Annotated in this window: 19 protein-coding genes; 12 read left to right on the top strand and 7 right to left on the bottom strand. The window is 39.5% G+C overall.

Annotated features, from left to right (window positions below):
• Positions 1 to 65 precede the first annotated feature (65 nt).
• The 9 genes from AC07YT_RS09480 (at position 66) to AC07YT_RS09440 (ending at position 8,053) form a co-directional block, all read left to right on the top strand.
• Entirely contained in the window at positions 66 to 1,463 is a 1,398-nt protein-coding gene (locus AC07YT_RS09480; RefSeq protein ID WP_494945292.1) for an anthranilate synthase component I family protein, read from the top strand.
• A gap of 50 nt (positions 1,464 to 1,513) precedes the next feature.
• Positions 1,514 to 2,110 carry an anthranilate synthase component II gene (locus AC07YT_RS09475; RefSeq protein WP_086549485.1) on the top strand — a complete coding sequence of 199 codons (597 nt, stop codon included), beginning with the start codon at positions 1,514 to 1,516 and terminating at the stop codon, positions 2,108 to 2,110.
• Positions 2,111 to 2,343: 233 nt separating this feature from the next.
• Positions 2,344 to 3,126, top strand: coding sequence for an indole-3-glycerol phosphate synthase TrpC (gene trpC, locus AC07YT_RS09470; protein WP_086548763.1), 783 nt, complete (start codon positions 2,344 to 2,346; stop codon positions 3,124 to 3,126).
• A gap of 339 nt (positions 3,127 to 3,465) precedes the next feature.
• Positions 3,466 to 4,656, top strand: coding sequence for a GTPase HflX (gene hflX, locus AC07YT_RS09465; RefSeq protein ID WP_086548764.1), 1,191 nt, complete (start codon positions 3,466 to 3,468; stop codon positions 4,654 to 4,656).
• A gap of 386 nt (positions 4,657 to 5,042) precedes the next feature.
• A complete protein-coding gene (gene rbfA / locus AC07YT_RS09460; RefSeq protein WP_029274533.1) occupies positions 5,043 to 5,420 on the top strand; it encodes a 30S ribosome-binding factor RbfA in 378 nt (125 codons plus the stop codon).
• A 5-nt stretch (positions 5,421 to 5,425) separates the two neighbouring features.
• Positions 5,426 to 6,055: a PAQR family membrane homeostasis protein TrhA gene (gene trhA / locus AC07YT_RS09455; RefSeq protein WP_494945291.1), complete on the top strand. Its 630-nt coding sequence runs from the start codon at positions 5,426 to 5,428 to the stop codon at positions 6,053 to 6,055.
• 7 nt (positions 6,056 to 6,062) lie between these two features.
• Complete coding sequence (locus tag AC07YT_RS09450; RefSeq protein WP_086548766.1) at positions 6,063 to 6,749, top strand: peptidoglycan DD-metalloendopeptidase family protein; 687 nt, start codon at positions 6,063 to 6,065, stop codon at positions 6,747 to 6,749.
• Positions 6,750 to 6,991: 242 nt separating this feature from the next.
• Complete coding sequence (locus tag AC07YT_RS09445) at positions 6,992 to 7,648, top strand: energy transducer TonB (RefSeq protein ID WP_494945290.1); 657 nt, start codon at positions 6,992 to 6,994, stop codon at positions 7,646 to 7,648.
• A complete protein-coding gene (locus AC07YT_RS09440; RefSeq protein WP_086548768.1) occupies positions 7,649 to 8,053 on the top strand; it encodes a hypothetical protein in 405 nt (134 codons plus the stop codon).
• Here the strand turns inward: AC07YT_RS09440 and AC07YT_RS09435 are convergent.
• Positions 8,030 to 8,914, bottom strand: a complete 885-nt coding sequence (locus AC07YT_RS09435; RefSeq protein ID WP_086548769.1) for a diacylglycerol/lipid kinase family protein — start codon at positions 8,912 to 8,914, stop codon at positions 8,030 to 8,032. The genes AC07YT_RS09440 and AC07YT_RS09435 overlap by 24 nt on opposite strands.
• Positions 8,915 to 8,971: 57 nt before the next feature.
• On the opposite strand from AC07YT_RS09435, the gene AC07YT_RS09430 reads away from it, so the two are divergent.
• Entirely contained in the window at positions 8,972 to 9,946 is a 975-nt protein-coding gene (locus AC07YT_RS09430; RefSeq protein WP_086548770.1) for an App1 family protein phosphatidate phosphatase, read from the top strand.
• Between the two features lie 313 nt (positions 9,947 to 10,259).
• Here the strand turns inward: AC07YT_RS09430 and AC07YT_RS09425 are convergent, their stop codons facing one another.
• The gene (locus tag AC07YT_RS09425; RefSeq protein ID WP_029274540.1) at positions 10,260 to 10,628 is read right to left on the bottom strand and encodes a YccF domain-containing protein; all 369 of its coding nucleotides are present in this window, start codon (positions 10,626 to 10,628) and stop codon (positions 10,260 to 10,262) included.
• Positions 10,629 to 10,736: 108 nt separating this feature from the next.
• On the opposite strand from AC07YT_RS09425, the gene AC07YT_RS09420 reads away from it, so the two are divergent.
• Complete coding sequence (locus AC07YT_RS09420; RefSeq protein ID WP_086548771.1) at positions 10,737 to 11,087, top strand: hypothetical protein; 351 nt, start codon at positions 10,737 to 10,739, stop codon at positions 11,085 to 11,087.
• Positions 11,088 to 11,146: 59 nt separating this feature from the next.
• On the opposite strand, the gene AC07YT_RS09415 is transcribed toward AC07YT_RS09420, so the two are convergent.
• Together AC07YT_RS09415 and AC07YT_RS09410 are read right to left on the bottom strand one after the other, a co-directional pair.
• Positions 11,147 to 12,346 carry a DUF1501 domain-containing protein gene (locus AC07YT_RS09415; RefSeq protein ID WP_086549486.1) on the bottom strand — a complete coding sequence of 400 codons (1,200 nt, stop codon included), beginning with the start codon at positions 12,344 to 12,346 and terminating at the stop codon, positions 11,147 to 11,149.
• A 96-nt stretch (positions 12,347 to 12,442) separates the two neighbouring features.
• Entirely contained in the window at positions 12,443 to 13,885 is a 1,443-nt protein-coding gene (locus AC07YT_RS09410) for a DUF1800 domain-containing protein (protein WP_086548772.1), read from the bottom strand.
• A 73-nt stretch (positions 13,886 to 13,958) separates the two neighbouring features.
• Here AC07YT_RS09410 and aat point away from each other — a divergent pair, with 73 nt between their 5' ends.
• On the top strand, positions 13,959 to 14,591 hold the full coding sequence (gene aat, locus AC07YT_RS09405; protein ID WP_086548773.1) for a leucyl/phenylalanyl-tRNA--protein transferase: 633 nt from the start codon (positions 13,959 to 13,961) through the stop codon (positions 14,589 to 14,591).
• Here aat and AC07YT_RS09400 read toward each other — a convergent pair.
• The 3 genes from AC07YT_RS09400 to AC07YT_RS09390 form a co-directional block, all read right to left on the bottom strand.
• Positions 14,588 to 15,184: a TMEM175 family protein gene (locus AC07YT_RS09400; RefSeq protein WP_086548774.1), complete on the bottom strand. Its 597-nt coding sequence runs from the start codon at positions 15,182 to 15,184 to the stop codon at positions 14,588 to 14,590. The two genes, aat and AC07YT_RS09400, sit on opposite strands and share 4 nt — an antisense overlap.
• Positions 15,185 to 15,354: 170 nt before the next feature.
• Positions 15,355 to 16,137: a 3-keto-disaccharide hydrolase gene (locus tag AC07YT_RS09395; RefSeq protein WP_086548775.1), complete on the bottom strand. Its 783-nt coding sequence runs from the start codon at positions 16,135 to 16,137 to the stop codon at positions 15,355 to 15,357.
• Positions 16,138 to 16,202: 65 nt separating this feature from the next.
• The gene (locus AC07YT_RS09390; RefSeq protein ID WP_086548776.1) at positions 16,203 to 16,520 is read right to left on the bottom strand and encodes a YgaP family membrane protein; all 318 of its coding nucleotides are present in this window, start codon (positions 16,518 to 16,520) and stop codon (positions 16,203 to 16,205) included.
• Positions 16,521 to 16,615 lie beyond the last annotated feature (95 nt).

Raw genomic sequence — 16,615 nt, 5'->3', positions numbered from 1 at the left:
TTTTATTGTTAAAAAATACGAAATGAAAACCTTAAGCCTTATAGCTTACACCATTTACCTTTATCATGTATAAAATTAATACGACTTACAAAAAAATGCTTGCCGATACCACAACGCCAGTGAGCATTTATTTACGCTTACGTGATGTGTATCCTAACAGCATCCTGTTAGAAAGTTCTGATTACCACAGTAGAGAAAACTCAATGAGTTTTGTTTGTGCCGATCCTGTTGCCGGAATTATTTTAAAAGGATCGCGACTGGAGACTTATTTCCCCGATGGCGCGGTAGAAATTACTGAAAGTAAGAACCTGATTGAAGAAATCACTGATTTTAAAGATAAATTCAGCGAAACGGAGTTACCGGAAATCAAATTTATTTCGAGTGGGCTGTTTGGCTATTTTACCTGGAATGCTGTACAACATTTTGAAGATATCAAATTTACTTCCGAAACGCCCGAAGGTGAAGAAATTCCGGAAATGCAGTACCACCTGTATCGTTATATTATTGCCATCGATCACTTCAAAAATGAAATTACCCTTTTCAAAAATACTTTCGAAGGAGAAGAAGAGGGTGGACTGGAAAAAATGGAATACCTGATCCAGAATAAAAATTATCCTGAATATAAGTTTCAACTGCGTGGGGAGGAAAGTTCCAACCTAACCGATCAGGGTTTTATGGATTTGGTAGAGAAACTGCAAAAGCATATTTACCGAGGTGATGTTTTTCAGATTGTACCTTCCAGAGCATTTAAGCAAGCCTTTTCCGGTGATGAATTTAATGTTTACCGTTGCCTGCGTTCGATAAACCCATCGCCTTATCTCTTTTATTTTGATTATGGCAATTTTAAACTGTTCGGTTCTTCACCCGAAGCGCAAATTACCATCAAAAATAATTCAGCCAATATTTTCCCAATTGCCGGGACCTTTAAACGTAGCGGAAACGACATTGAAGATGCAGAACAGGCCCGTAAATTAGAACAAGATCCCAAAGAAAGTGCAGAACATGTTATGCTGGTTGATTTGGCCAGAAACGATTTAAGCAGACACTGTAACCGCGTAGAGGTAAAATCTTTTAAAGAGGTACAATACTATTCGCACCTGATCCACCTGGTAAGTAAGGTGAGCGGTCATTTGCAGGAAAACGTTAGTGCTTTTAAAGTTGTTGCCGATACTTATCCGGCAGGTACCCTAAGTGGTGCGCCAAAATACAAGGCCATGCAGCTGATTGATGAAAATGAAAAACTGGGCAGGAATTTTTATGCCGGTGCAATTGGCTTTATGGGTTTCAACGAAGATTTTAACCATGCCATTATGATCAGGACTTTTATGAGCAAGAATAACGAACTGCATTATCGTGCAGGTGCAGGTATTGTGGCCGATTCTGTTCCTGAAACCGAAATGCAGGAGGTGAACAATAAAATTGCCGCATTGCGTAAAGCGGTGCAAATGGCAGAGGGGATTTAGGTGAGGTATAAAATGGATGATATGAGATGGAAAATGTAAATAAAGATATAATGGAAGATATAAATAAGAAAACTGTCCTGGTAATTGATAACTACGATAGTTTTACCTATAATTTGGTGCATTTAATTAACGAAGTAGGCTACGAAGCGGAAGTTTGGAGAAACGATAAATTCGACCTGGCTGATGTAGAAAAGTATGATAAAATTTTACTTTCTCCAGGTCCGGGTATTCCGGAAGAGGCCGGATTGTTATTGGATGTAATCAGAACATATGCGCCAACAAAGAGTATTTTTGGCGTGTGTTTAGGTCAGCAGGCCATTGCTGAAGTGTTTGGCGGCACTTTATTAAACTTAGGCAGACCCATGCACGGCATTGCAACACCAGTAACTGTTGTAGATGGCGATGAACCTTTGTTCTGGGAATGTCCGCAAACCATAAATGTTGGCCGCTATCATAGTTGGGTGGTGAGTAAAGATAACTTCCCATCGTGTTTAAAAATTACAGCAAGAGATCATAAAAGTGAAATTATGGCATTAAGACACGAAACTTTAGATGTTCGTGGTGTACAGTTTCACCCTGAAAGTGTATTAACGGAGTATGGAAAGCAGATGATGGAGAATTGGTTAAGTAGTAGTACAACTGTATAAAATAAATTCATCCGGTCGTCATCCTGAGCTTGATTCAGGATCTACTGGGATTAGTTAATGATTAGATGAGGCTGTATCATAAATATAGGCATTGTCATCCTGAGCCTGTCGAAGGGCCTGTTTAGATGCTCGCAAAGCATTTCGACCACTCGTCCCGATTCTTCGGAAAGCTCAACGTGACAAGTTCGAATGGAATCACAACTTATGGTACAAACTCATGACGGATTAGTAAAATGAACATATTAGATAAAATCGTATTACGTAAAAAGGAAGAAGTTGCAGCTGCTAAAGCTTTGGTTTCTGTTCAGGATTTAGAAAATTCGGTGCATTTTAAAAGAGCACCATATTCTTTTAAAGAATTTTTATTGGCAGCAGACCGCACCGGGATTATTGCCGAGTTTAAGCGCCGCTCACCATCCAAAGGTTTAATTAATGGTGTTGCTGATGTTGCCGAGGTAACACAGGCTTATAACGCCGCGGGTGCATCTGCGCTTTCGGTTTTAACCGATGTGGATTTTTTTGGTGGTAAAACCGATGATATTCTGGCCGCGAGGGCTGCCAACCATATTCCAATCTTAAGAAAGGATTTTATGATTGACACGTATCAGATCCTGGAAGCAAAAGCCTGGGGTGCTGATATTATTTTGTTGATTGCGTCCATATTAACCCCTCAGCAGATTAACGATTTCGGGAAGTTTGCAAAAGATTTAGGATTAAATGTGCTGTTAGAAGTGCATAACCTGGAAGAGCTGGAGCGAAGCATCTGCCCGAACCTGGATGCTATTGGGGTAAACAATAGAAACCTTGGCGATTTTACAGTAGATATCCAGACTTCGTTCGATTTAGTGAATAAAATCCCAAATGAATTTTTAAAGATTTCGGAAAGTGCGATTAGCAATACACAAACGATTAAAGATCTAAAAGCCGCAGGTTTTAACGGGTTTTTAATTGGCGAAAATTTTATGAAGACTGATGATCCCGGTGTTGCAATAAAGGAATTTGTAGCGCAGATATAGCTGTTTGTTTCGTATTTAGTCTTTCAGCTAAGGGCTTCAGTCTGCTGTTAAATAAACCTGATAAAGCGAAAAACCCACAGCGAGGTAGGAGCGAGGATTTGAAGCGATAGCAGGACTTTTGTAACCGAAACGCACAGAACCCTGTTTTCCTAAAAATATTTTGACCACCTAAGCCACCTGAGCGCATCCAAGTGTTACGATTGGTCATATTGCCATCAGTTTATGTTTTTACAGCAATGATGGCGCTTTTTGCTGTGGGGCTTTTAAAACTTTTATTGCATCCACATGGTTTGTTAATGGATTTACACGTTGGCAAATTCGTATATTTGCCTTAATTACATGGGAAAACAAAAATTTTATGATACTGCCATTGTGCAGGAGCGGGCAATTTTAGTTGGAGTGGTTACACCTGGCGAAAAAGAAGCCCAAACAAAAGAATATTTAGATGAGCTGGCCTTTTTGGTAGATACAGCTGGGGGGAAGGTAGAAAAGGTTTTTACACAGAAAATGCTGAAACCAGAGCGTGCTACATTTGTGGGTACCGGAAAACTGGAAGAGATAAAAGCTTATGTGAAATCGGAAGAAATTGATGTGGTGGTTTTCGATGATGAATTGTCGCCATCGCAACTGCGTAACATTGATCGTGAGCTTGGCGTTAAAGTTTTAGATCGAAGCAATCTGATCCTCGATATTTTTGCCAACAGGGCCCAAACTGCACAGGCAAAAACACAGGTAGAACTGGCACAATTGCAATATGTTTTACCCCGCCTAACGGGTATGTGGACGCACTTGGAACGCCAGAAAGGTGGTATCGGGATGCGTGGTCCGGGTGAAACGCAGATAGAAAGTGACAGGCGTATTATTTTAAATAAAATCTCTTTGTTAAAAGAGCGTTTAAGAAATATAGACCGGCAGAACGAAACGCAGCGTAAAAACCGTGGACAGTTGATTCGCGTAGCTTTGGTAGGTTATACCAACGTGGGTAAATCGACCATCATGAATATGCTGTCGAAATCGGAAGTGTTTGCAGAAAATAAATTGTTTGCAACTCTGGATACGACCGTGCGTAAGGTGGTGATTGAAAATTTGCCTTTCTTGCTTTCTGATACGGTAGGATTTATCCGCAAATTGCCTCACCATTTGGTAGAATGTTTTAAATCTACCTTAGATGAAGTGCGTGAAGCAGATTTACTGATCCATGTGGTTGATGTTTCGCATCCTAACTTCGAAGATCAGATTAACACGGTTAACGAAACGTTGAAAGATATTGGCGCAATTGATAAGGACATGATTTTAGTTTTTAATAAAATTGATGCTTATGTTTCGCCAGAGGTTGATGATGAAGAGGATGATGGTAAGCTGACTTTAGAAGACTTTAAGAAAAGCTGGATGAGCCATGATAAAGTACCTGTATTGTTTATATCGGCTACAGAAAAGGAAAACTTAGAAGAGTTTAAAACATTATTGTACGATAAGGTTAAAGCTGCACATGTAGCGAGATACCCGTATGATAGTAATTTGTTATATTAGATTAAATTTCGTCATTGCGATACGAAAAATAAACCTTACAGATTTTTAAACGTAAACCACAGTTTGATTAATTAAATTCCTATTAGATTGTTCTAGATGTTTTTAAGCTAGAATCGTCACCCTGAATTTATTTCAGGGTCTATTTGCAAGAGAGATGCTGAAATGAATTCAGCATGACGATCGCCCTAGGAGAATATAATCGAGCTCAGGTTGTGAGGTTTCAAAAGATTTTACATTTTAAAATATTTATTATTAATACCATTTAATATTAGCAGATTATTCATGGTCTGATTATTGGTAATTGATAATTTTAAAACCTTATCAATTTAATTTTAGGCCCTGCAGGGTCTGATAATTGATTATTGGTAATTGATAATTATAACATTATGGAAAGTAAACGTCAGCAGAAATTTGCAGGAGTATTACAAGAGGAGTTAGCACAGGTTTTTCAGCGTGAAGGTGCTGCATTTTTGCCTAATACATTGGTAACCATTACCCGCGTTCGGGTTTCGCCGGATTTGGCAGTGGCTAAAGTTTACCTGAGCTTTTTTAATACCAATAATACCACACTTTCTATCAATACGGTTAATGCACATTCGGGCGAGATCAGATATAAACTGGGCAGCAGAATCCGCCATCAGGTTAGGGTTGTGCCAGAACTTACTTTCTTCGTAGATGACACCAACGAATATGTAGAGCGTATGGACCATCTATTCGATAAGATTGCAAAAGAACCCAGACAAAAAGACGAAGACAGCGAATAATCCTTGTGAGGAAGCTAAGGGAACCCGTAAATTTCTTCACTCATTTCATACCGGCATTAATTGCGATTCCGGCAGGCTATATATTGCTTCAAAAATGCAATACACCTATTGAATATACGGCAGCCTGGATTTATAGCATTGGCACTTTTATCCTGTTTGGCGTAAGTGCCATGTATCATGGCTATCCGGCTACTGATTATGGCGTGCGTTTTTGGCAAAAATTCGATCATTGCTGCATTTATCTGATGATAGCAGGCTCTTACACGCCAACAGCCTTGCTGGTTTTTGATGGCTGGCTAAGGTGGAGTTTATTTGCTATCGTATGGATTATCGCTATGGTAGGTTGTCTGCTTAAAATCTTTAACCGATTAAAGAGCACTGCTATTTCTTTATCGATTTATATTTTAATGGGTTGTTTGATCGTGCCTTTGCTACGAAAAATGCTCGGTACACTACCTGTTGGTGCAATTTTCTGGTTGCTGTTCGGTGGCATTTTTTACATTGCCGGAACCTATTATTATGCAAAGGATAAACAAATGTTTAGGTGGATGCACAGTCATGAGCTTTGGCACTTGTTTGTAATCGGCGGAGCCTTATCTCATTATATTTATAATCTCGTTTATATTTTTAAATAGGTGATTAATGCAAACTTTCGAGCAGCTTATCCGGTCAAATGCTTCGTCGATCCATAGGGTGGTTGATTTTGATGTAAAACGAGACCAGCTTTTAGCTTTAGATTTTACAGCGGCCAATACCAAGTTAATGGATGAAATTTTGGATAATACCGATTTGTTTTCGGCCTGGGTAAATGAAAAATTGGCGGATAATAATGCCCGTTACGGAATTGGTGGCTATGATGAACACCGTACCATATATTCGAGAAGTGCTCATTTTGATGCCGCCGAAGAGCCCCGCAGATTACATTTAGGAGTAGATATTTGGGGTCCGGTTGGAACACCAATCTACAATTTTTACAACGCCACCGTTCAGAGCTTCGCCAATAACGATAACTTTGGCGATTACGGCGCAACCATTATCCTGGCTTATGAAATAGATGGATTTAAGTTTAATGCGTTATACGGGCATTTAAGCCTGGCTTCGTTAAATGGGCTTAAAGAAGGTGAATTTGTTCCTGCCGGGGCTAAAATTGCAACGTTAGGCCCAAAAGAAGAGAATGGTTACTGGCCGCCACACCTTCATTTCCAATTGATCAAAAATATGGAAGGATTAAAAGGGGATTACCCGGGTGTTTGTAAATTTAGCGAAAGGGAAAAATACCTGGCAAACTGCCCCGACCCGAACTTAATTTTGGAGGCTACGTTTTTTTAACCGCAAGGAATACGAACTCACTTATAAGAGTTCAATTAATAATATTTTCTTTGAGAAACATCCTTAAAATATTTAATCCTTGTGTCGCCCCCTTCGATTCATCTGAGGGGCTTGCAGCAGGAAAGATGCTGAAATAAATTCAGCATGACGACCGCATTAGTTCCGTGGCAAAAAAACTCCTTCTTCCTCTGCGAAAAACTTTGTGTTCTTTGCGGTTAAACCTGAATAAACCGTAAATTAGTATGATGAAAAATCTGTTCACCTTTTGTTTGCTTTTCTGCTGTTCACTGGCCATGGGCCAGGTTCAGTTTAAATCGGGTAAAAGTGGTTTTACAAACTTTTTAAGAGAGAATACGATTTATCCCCAGTTTTCGAAAGATAATTGTATCCAGGGAACAGTAAGTGTGAGTTTTAAGCTCGATGTCCAGGGTAAGGTTTACTTTTCGAGAATTAGTAAAGGAATTTTGTCTGAGCTGGATGAAGAAGCCCTGCGGTTGGTGCGTTTAAGCAGCGGTAAATGGCAGGTTCCGGCTGGTTACGATACCACAGTTTCGATTGTAGCTCCGGTTAATTTTAAACTTTCGGGCTACAATTGCGAAGGAAAATCGAGTGAAGATATTCAAGAAGCCATCCGTACCTATCTGGCTGAAGAAGGTTTGACCAATTCTGTCATTAATTTTTATAAAAATATCGATCAGGCAAAACCCGGGCAAGAGGCTCAAATTATTGCCATTAAAAACCAGCTGGGCATTGATGATGAATATCTGGACGACCGGGTAAAAATGGGCCTGAAAAAAATAAAACAGGGCGATAAACAAGGAGCCTGCGAGGATTTCTTATTTGTTAAATATATGGGGAGTAAAATGGCTGATGATTATTTAGCAAAGTATTGTAAGTAAATGAAAAACACCAGCAGATTTTTTGCCTTATTGGATATCCTCAGCATTGTATTACTTGCTAAACAGTTTTGGCAGATTTTAACACACCTGAACGAAATCCCCGATCAGATACTTTCGCAGGCCAAGGTTGTTTTATTGCTGCCCTTATTTGTGTCTCTCTTCGTATCGGCAACAGGTTTAATCTTATTTAAAAAATTCGGTTTTATCACCTATTACATTCAGTTTCCATTCCGTTTGGTGGTATGGGTATTTTCTATCGGTTTTATTACTTATTTACCGGAAATATTAAACCTCGGCGAACGGTGGTTTGATATTTTGTTCCGTATCTGTTTTATTGCCGAATTCTTCAGGTTGTATTTTACCATTAGAATTCACCGCTCATCACCCGGTGGCTATCGGGTCTGATACCTCAGGTAAAACCACGGTTATGGCAGCAGGAAGAATTTTTGCTTCAACCGTATTCACCCTGCCAATGTATTCTCCATCAACCTGGAAGTGTGCTTTGTGTTTCGAAGAAATTTTGACTTCAGCAGTTTGAAAAACCTCTATTTTTTTAGGATTGAAAGGCAGTTTGGTGATCCATATTTTTAATATCTCGAGGTAAGAGTAATCTTTTACCAAAACCACTTCAAAGAGATTATCGTCTAACTTTCCATCAGGGTTTATTTTTAAGCCAGAACCATACATGGTTGCATTGGCTATGGCCACCATGGCTGCTTTAGAAGTAACGGTTTCATCTTTAAGCTTCAATTGTACTTCCATTCTGCTATGGTTCCAAAGGGCATGCCAGGTGGCTTTTGCATAGCCCCACATCCCGCGTTGAGGCAGGCTATCAAATTTCTTTACCAGGTAAGCATTAAAACCTAAATCGGATAAATGGATACAGATTTCATCGTTAAGTTTAACCACATGGATTTTTTGTAAACGGCCTTTATCCAAAATGGCTAAAGCCAGTTCAATATCAGTTGGTATGCCTAATTCTTTCGCCATCCCATTGGCCGAGCCGGCAGGGATAATGCCAATAGGGGTTTCGGTGTGCAGTAAACATTCGGCCACCAGTTTTAAGGTCCCGTCGCCACCAACGGCCACTACACGATCTGCTTTTGCACTTTTAATCCGCGCCTTTATCTTTTCTAAAGAGCAGTCTTCTGGTAATTCAAAAAGATCGATCTCCGTATTTTTTGCATCGAAATGGGTAGAAATTACTTCCTTCAAGTTAATGTCATGACTGCCTGAGCCTGGGTTGATGATGAATAATAATTTCATTTGGCTATCTTAAGTGTACATCACAAACAACTTTTAATAAACTCTGTTTTAATATTGATGAATAAATCTGTAAGCGTTAAAGTATACCATGGCTATGGCCACGCACATAATTTGGTTGTTTATGGTCATGTTTTTAAACGCAAGGCAAAAACACAGCAGGTTTATAGCAACAATCTCTTTGTTAATATTGCACATCTTTTAAAGCTTTTCATCTTAAAACCCTATGCTTTTGTAGAGGTACGTTTGCAATTTTTCGACCAGACGATTTACAATAAAACCGAAGGAGATGGCTTTTTTAAATTCGAATGGAAGGCCGAAAACGATGTGCCTGCGGGCTGGCATTTTGTTAACGTGCAAGCCATTGGTAAAGACGGGACGGTTTTAAGTGAAGGAGAAGGCAGGGTATATGTACCACACATTACGCAGTATGCCTTTATTTCTGATGTGGATGATACCGTAATGATTTCTCATTCGGCAACTATTGGGCGGCGGTTAAGGGAGCTGTTTATCAAAAATCCGCATACACGTAAAACTTTTCCAGAGGCAGCCAGTCACTATCAGCAATTGGCCCTGTCGCACACCGAAGTAAATCAGCCCAATCCCTTTTTTTATGTAAGCAGCAGCGAATGGAACCTTTACGATTATCTGGTCGAGACTTTCAGATTCAATAAACTGCCGGAAGGTGCTTTCCTTTTAAATACATTAAAACGATGGAAGGATTTAGTTAGAACAGGTAAAACAGGGCATGAAGGTAAATTATTGAGGGTAATGCGGATTTTAGACGTTTTCCCCAATCAGAAGTTTGTTTTCTTTGGAGATAACTCCCAGCAGGACCCCGAAATTTATTCAACTATAGTGGAGAAGTATCCAAAAAATATCGAAGCGGTATACATCCGTAATATTCGGCCAGAGAAAGAAGCAAAAACAAGACAATTGCTTAAAATGGTCGAAGAGAGAGGGGTGAAGGCATGTTTATTTAATTATAGTGAAGAAGCGATCGAACATTCTAAATTTATAGGCTTGATCCAATAATTTGGAGCGCAGTTGTTGTGCTCATCGGTTTCAACAGTCCCGCTTTCTTTCCTGCCCCGATGAAGTATCGTGGGCATCCATTCAATCGGGGCTAGGTATAGCGTTTTTTGCTAATGGAAACAGGCCACAGTTCAATAAACCCGACAGCAGCGGGCATCCCGATTTTGCCATCGGGATAAAGCGAATGGCGGGACTTTCGGATCCGATAAACATAGAACCCTGCTTTTCAAAAAAATGTATACAGATTTTGCTTCGCAGCCCCTTCGGGTTCTTCACTGCGGTCGAAATGACGGAACGATATAGATTATCCAAATCAAGAAATCGACTTCCCGAACGGGGTGAAAGCCAAATTCATTAACTTAAAATGCTGGCGCCCGAATGGAATACCCACAATGGTAATGCAAAGCAGGATACCAAAAAATAAATGGGTCAATGCAATCCAGAAACCACCACATAAAATCCAGATCAGGTTCATAATGGTAGACAGGCAGCCTGTATTTGATGAAGTATCGGTGATTTTAACCCCAAACGGAGCAAGGCCTACAATGGCGAATTTAAAACATTGGATACCAAAAGGAATACCCACAATGGTTAGGCAAAGGATTAGCCCCCCGATAATGTATTCAAAGAAAATAAAGATACCGCCAAAAATAATCCAGATAATATTGCCTAAAAAGTTCATTATATTTTTTAAAGGTTAAGATTTAATATTGGGTATTTTGTTACAGTTTATTCATGCATTCTACTTGTATTCTTTGTAATTTAGAATTACACACAAAAGAAACACAACATGAAAAAATTAATTCTTGCAGCGGCAATTGTCGCGTGCTTTGGGCTGTCTAATGCCAAAGGACAAAATGTAAACGGCTTTAAATTAAGCGACATCAAGGTAGAATACATTGAGGTAAAACCGATTTACAACGGTGGCGATACCTATATTGCCAGAATAGATTATGGACAAAAATTCAAAAGAAATAAAGAATTGAACGTAAGAGACGACGATGGAAATGATTTACTTTTCAATTCTCAGATGGATTGCCTCAATAAACTGAAAAGATATGGTTATGAACTTTTTAATACCTATACCGATCAGATTGATAAGGACAGCAGCAGGCCTGTGTATGTATTGAAAAGGAAATAAATAAAAAAGAAGTCAAGTTTAATAGCCAAGGTGCTATGAAACTTGACTTTTTGGTAAACCTATATAAAATCGAGTGTATTAAATTTTTTGTTCAGGATATCAGCATTGTTTACATCCAGCCATTTATCTAAGATGGTACCATAAACCTGCCTGAAATCCAGCTGGTATTTTAAATCGCCTGTATCCAGATCGCTTAGATTAGGCGCAGCATTAAAAATCCCTTGTTTCTTTAATTTTCCACCAAAAACAAACATGTTATTTGCCGTTCCATGATCGGTACCATTACTGGCATTTTGCTCTACCCTACGGCCAAATTCAGAGAAAGTAATCACCAAGGTATCTTCCAGTTTATTGTTTGATTTTAAATCTTTTAAAAAAGCAGCCATACCCTCACTGTATTGTTTAAGCAAATTGCCTTGCTGACCAATCTGATTCACGTGTGTATCGAAACCACTTAACGACACATAATAAACCCTGGTTTTTAATCCCGAAGAAATAAATTTAGAAACGGTTTTCAACTGGTTTGCAAAGCCTGAAGTAGGGTAAGTGGATTTAGACTGGTAAATTTTAGATGTATTCTGGATATAATTGGCAGAAGATGACGTTTCGATCATGGTTTTGTATAAATAACCTAAATTATCTTCATCCAAATGTTCCTTATCATTCTGCAACATCGCTTTAAAAAACGGATCGTTTGTATTACGGAACAAAGCCGCAGGATCTTTTAAGGCAATTCCTTTTTTGGTTTGCCCTTTCATGGCCAGAGAAAGTGAGTCATCCACTTCTATCGCCGTATAGGGAAATTTGCAGGTCTGGCAATTGCTATCTAAATAGCGGCCAATCCATCCGGTTGATAGAAACTGATTGCTATCGCTCCCTGTTTGCCAGATATCCATCGAACGGAAATGTGAACGGTCGGGATTGGGGTAGCCAACATCATTGATAATGGTCATCCAACCTTGATCATAAATTTCTTGCAGGGCGGCCATGTTCGGATTTAGCCCTTGCATATCGTTCAGTTTAATCACCTCTTCAGGTTTAATGGCAATACTTTTTCTTTTTTGATAATAAATATCGTTTCCAAAGGGAATAACGGTATTTAAACCATCATTTCCGCCAGAAAGCTGTACCACAACCAGGTTTTTATAAAGACTCAGTTCATCAAGCGCCATGGCCTCCAGTGGTTTCATAAAAGCCGGAACGAATAGCGAACCTGCTGCAACAAATCCTGTATTTCTTAAAAAGTTTCTTCTGTTCATCTTGTTAATGTTTTGGTTCGCTTTTTCATCAGTCAATAGTTCATTGGTTTGGGTGTTTAGCTAATGGGCTCTTCACCATCAACTATTAACTGTTCTCTAGCACAACTGATACTCGGGCATGCTGGTAATTTCTACTGCTGTACTTCGCAATCCTTTATTATCGCTTACCATCGTTGTGATTTTGGCGTTTAATTTGGGCTGCAATAAAAACTCGGTAAGTTCCAATGGCGTTAATCCCTTTGGTAAGGTATTTAAAAATTTAGGCCAGTCTGCATTTGCGTTTACATACGATTTTGGTTTCATGTTGGCATTTGCATTGCTGGTAGCTGTCCGGCTTAAGGCAATTACGGCCTCGTCTTCAGGATCAGCTTTACCGCTGAAATCGATTTCCCCATCATTTAAAACAAGAGAGGGAATGCGCATCCTTAACATTAACGATGAACTATCAATCCAGCTTTGTCCGCCAGGCCAGCCTGCAACATTAGGTGGGTTAAATAAATATTGCCCCAAACTGCTTTGTAGCTGTATTAAAACCTGTGGTTTGTTGTAGGTAACATAAAACTCGCGACTTAAACCCACTAAAAATTCGGCTGGTGACTTAATTTTTGTGCCTACATTTTCAGGGCTATAGAACCAATCAGCTGTAAACATTTTTTTCATCATCGAGGCGATGTCGTATTTCGAGTTGTAAAAATGAGTAGCAAGTTCTTTAATGTGCGCCTCGTTTGGGTTATCATTTACGAAGAATTTATATACTTTCCGGGCGATAAACTGTGCGGTTTCTGGTTTCTCGAGGATAATATCGATAATGTTTTCGCCTTCAAAATTCCCGATTTTACCAAAGAATGTTTTTGTTCCGGCATCGTGCAGATTTTGTCTGAAAATAAATGAGCCGTCCTTGTCGTACATCCAGCCGGTAAATGAGCGGGCAGACTCTTTAATGTCCTGCTCGGTATAATTTCCCCTGCCTAAGGTGAAAAGTTCCATGAGCTCGCGTGCGAAGTTCTCATTTGGTTTACCTTTTCTGTTCTGCTGGTTATTCAGGTATTGCAACATTGCCGGCGACTTAGAAACCTCAACCAGTAAAGTTTTAAAGCTTCCTAAGGCATTTGTTCTTTGAATATTGTTTAACTGTTGCGCAAAAAAAGGGTTGTTGCTGCGGCAGGCAAAATGGCCATGCCAAAAGAGCGTCATCTTTTCCCTTAGCGGGGCATCGGTATTGATCATTTTGTTAATGAAAGCAATATTCAGGTCGCGGCTTACTTCGTTTTGCTCGCGCACAATCTGCTGGCGCATTTTCTTTTCTTCATCGGTCAGGTCTTTTTTTGAGTATAAACCCGCCTGAACCAGAAGCTGGCGCTTCGATTCGTAATCGTTCACTAAATTGATGGGATCGTTTTTTTGAGAATCTTTAAGCAGATTATCCACCACCTTATCGATGTTTTTCCTGCTTAATTTTTGTAAGTCTGCATAAGAAATCCCGAAACCCGCCCGGTTATAAAGATGTTTTACTTTTAAGAAATTATCTTTTGCGCTCATAATGGACTGTTTTACAGTATGACATATTTAAAACGCCAGGGTTTAATCTTTGTTTTCTTTCTTATTTTTGTTTATGTTTTTTCAGTTACCAGATGATCACCCGGGCTTTCCTGATCCGGCCTTGGCAGAAGAGGACGGTTTATTGGCTATTGGCGGTGATTTAAGTACGGAGCGGTTGTTAATGGCCTATTCGAATGGAATATTTCCATGGTTTAGTGAAGGTGAGCCCATCCTTTGGTATTCGCCACACGAGCGATGTGTAATTTATCCTGATCAGATCAGGATCAGTAAAAGCATGCGTAAAATTTTAAAGCAGGAAATTTTCAAGATTACTTTTAACCAGGCTTTTGCCGAAGTGATCCGCAATTGTGCAACTACTGAAAGGAAAGGGCAGGATGGCACCTGGATTACCAACGAAATGCAAGCGGCTTACATTAATCTCCATCAGCAAGGTTATGCGCACAGTGTAGAGGTTTGGCAAGCTGATCAACTGGTTGGCGGGCTCTATGGTTTAAAAGTAAACCGCGTTTTTTGTGGCGAAAGTATGTTTAGCCATGTAAGTAATGCTTCTAAAGCCGCATTGATTTTTTTAAGCAAAATGAATATCGATTTAATTGATTGCCAGTTACCGAACGATCATTTAATGAGCTTAGGCGCCGAAATGATGGACAGGGAAACATTTATGGGTATTTTGAGAAAAGACTAATCTTTATTCTCTAGCGATTGATGTATAGCCCGTTCAATTCTGGTATCAGGTATAAACCAAATGGCCGCAACAATTACATACATCGAACAGCCAATCCATGGGTTTATGAAGCTAAGCCCAATGCCCAATGCATAAAAAACTAAAGAAATTTTCCCTTTACTATCGTTGCCTATTGCTTCAACGACAAGCGAGTGTGCACCCTCTGTTTTTTTAATCGTGATAACCAGGATTAAGTAGGCAATTGCCGCTAAAAACAATACGATACCATAAGCCACAACCGGCCAAAAGGCAAAGTGATTTTCACCCATCCATCCGGCCGTAACCGGGAAAAGCGATAACCAGAACAGTAAGTTTAAATTAGCCCATAACATTGATCCGCTTACTTTTTTTACGGCATGCATGAGGTGATGGTGGTTGTTCCAGTAAATACCTACGTAGGTGAAACTTAAAACATAGCTGATAAATTTCGGAATAAGGGGCTTTAAGCTGGCCAATGTATCGCCATGCTCCGGTACTTTAATCTCTAAAACCATAATGGTGATGATAATTGCAATTACGCCATCACTAAATGCTTCTAATCTGCCTTTGTTCATAAAATTCAACGCTAATAATCTGATGCAATTATCCGTCAAATTATCTTATAAAACAAAACCTGCAAGCTTTTGGCCTGCAGGTTTTGTATTGTTGTTTTGTTGTAGCGATAAAATCGCAATTTTCAATAATCCTCGTTACAAACGAGGACTATATTGTTGTTTTGTTGAAATTATAATTCTCTAACCCAAATGTTTCTGTAACTAATCGCAGGACTTGGATCGCCGTGATCTTGTAATTTAATTGAAGAAGGGCCATGTTTTTTGTATTCAGGGGCACCGATATACCTGGTTTCGCCCTTTAATACAAAACCATTCTGTAAAAGTACGCCATTTAAAAATACGGTAACGCTCGCAGGTTTTTGTACGGTTCCATCTTCGTTAAAACGTGGTGCGTTCCAAATGATATCGTAATATTGCCACTCGCCTGGTTTTTTGTTGGCATTGGCTAATGGAATCGCTTGTTTGTAAACACTACCTGTTTGTCCGTTCACATAAGTCTTGTTGTTATAAGCATCCATAATCTGGATTTCATAACCATTATCGCCGCCGCCGGTTGAGGCTAAAAATACCCCGCTGTTGCCACGGGCCTGACCTTCGCCCGATATGTTTTCAGGGATTTTCCATTCCATATGCAGCTGGTAATCGGTAAACTTTTTATTCGTTTCAATGTTTCCAGTCCCTTTTTTAACGGTGAAAAATCCATCGTCGATTGTCCATTCGGCTGGTTTAGATGGATCTTTAACTGAATGCCATGCATCTAAATTTCTGCCACCAAAAAGAATGGTTGCATCAGATGGCGCATCCTGAGGCAATTTACCTGGTGTAACAACCTTTGGAACGGGTTCCCAAACCTCGGTTGTTTTTGGGTCTTTGGCAGGATCTGGTTTTTTATCTTGTGCCATCGCTTGCCCTGCAAAAAGCGCAGGAATAAATAATAGTGTATACTTGTTCATGATTGTGGTTTAACTTTTTAAAGTTAACCAGTTTATTAAGAAATGGAAATTTGGTATTTAAAATTTTACCCCAAATCGTCAACAACGTAAGTTTCGCTAATAATTACTTCATCAGGCGCAATGTCTGCGCTGCGCTGTTCTGCCAAATCGCGCATAGGGCAATAACCTGTAATGCCGCGGTACAATAATCCTGCACCAATTGCAGCACCGGTTAAACCAATTACCGGATGCGAAAAAATGCTGGTGATGCCTTTAAAAAGTAAATATGTTCCTGCCGCGCCAGATAACCAGCGCTCAGATTTTGAAACGTTTTCGAATAATTCCGGATACTTCCAGGCTTCTTTAACGTTATTTACAGCAGTATTAAAATCTTGATTTGTCATGATGGTAGAATTTATGTTCTACTGTATAACAAGTAAGAGGGAATTGAGTTTTGAAAAGAAAATTAAATGTGTGGCCCATAAGATTTATCGTCATT

It is taken from the genome of Pedobacter sp. GW460-11-11-14-TSB4 (assembly GCF_059423705.1).
This window is presented reverse-complemented; position numbering and strand designations above follow the sequence as displayed.

What these genes read in the sequence shown, in the direction of transcription:
- AC07YT_RS09480 (WP_494945292.1), top strand. Translation starts at nt 66, where the DNA reads ATGTATAAAATTAATACGACTTACAAAAAAATGCTTGCCGATACCACA.
- AC07YT_RS09420 (WP_086548771.1), top strand. Translation starts at nt 10,737, where the DNA reads ATGAAAAAATTAATTCTTGCAGCGGCAATTGTCGCGTGCTTTGGGCTG.
- AC07YT_RS09445 (WP_494945290.1), top strand. Translation starts at nt 6,992, where the DNA reads ATGATGAAAAATCTGTTCACCTTTTGTTTGCTTTTCTGCTGTTCACTG.
- rbfA (WP_029274533.1), top strand. Translation starts at nt 5,043, where the DNA reads ATGGAAAGTAAACGTCAGCAGAAATTTGCAGGAGTATTACAAGAGGAG.
- hflX (WP_086548764.1), top strand. Translation starts at nt 3,466, where the DNA reads ATGGGAAAACAAAAATTTTATGATACTGCCATTGTGCAGGAGCGGGCA.
- AC07YT_RS09400 (WP_086548774.1), bottom strand. Translation starts at nt 15,184, where the DNA reads ATGAACAAAGGCAGATTAGAAGCATTTAGTGATGGCGTAATTGCAATT.
- AC07YT_RS09410 (WP_086548772.1), bottom strand. Translation starts at nt 13,885, where the DNA reads ATGAGCGCAAAAGATAATTTCTTAAAAGTAAAACATCTTTATAACCGG.
- AC07YT_RS09475 (WP_086549485.1), top strand. Translation starts at nt 1,514, where the DNA reads ATGGAAGATATAAATAAGAAAACTGTCCTGGTAATTGATAACTACGAT.
- AC07YT_RS09430 (WP_086548770.1), top strand. Translation starts at nt 8,972, where the DNA reads ATGAATAAATCTGTAAGCGTTAAAGTATACCATGGCTATGGCCACGCA.
- AC07YT_RS09395 (WP_086548775.1), bottom strand. Translation starts at nt 16,137, where the DNA reads ATGAACAAGTATACACTATTATTTATTCCTGCGCTTTTTGCAGGGCAA.
- aat (WP_086548773.1), top strand. Translation starts at nt 13,959, where the DNA reads ATGTTTTTTCAGTTACCAGATGATCACCCGGGCTTTCCTGATCCGGCC.
- AC07YT_RS09390 (WP_086548776.1), bottom strand. Translation starts at nt 16,520, where the DNA reads ATGACAAATCAAGATTTTAATACTGCTGTAAATAACGTTAAAGAAGCC.
- AC07YT_RS09440 (WP_086548768.1), top strand. Translation starts at nt 7,649, where the DNA reads ATGAAAAACACCAGCAGATTTTTTGCCTTATTGGATATCCTCAGCATT.
- trpC (WP_086548763.1), top strand. Translation starts at nt 2,344, where the DNA reads ATGAACATATTAGATAAAATCGTATTACGTAAAAAGGAAGAAGTTGCA.
- AC07YT_RS09435 (WP_086548769.1), bottom strand. Translation starts at nt 8,914, where the DNA reads ATGAAATTATTATTCATCATCAACCCAGGCTCAGGCAGTCATGACATT.
- AC07YT_RS09425 (WP_029274540.1), bottom strand. Translation starts at nt 10,628, where the DNA reads ATGAACTTTTTAGGCAATATTATCTGGATTATTTTTGGCGGTATCTTT.
- AC07YT_RS09450 (WP_086548766.1), top strand. Translation starts at nt 6,063, where the DNA reads ATGCAAACTTTCGAGCAGCTTATCCGGTCAAATGCTTCGTCGATCCAT.
- AC07YT_RS09415 (WP_086549486.1), bottom strand. Translation starts at nt 12,346, where the DNA reads ATGAACAGAAGAAACTTTTTAAGAAATACAGGATTTGTTGCAGCAGGT.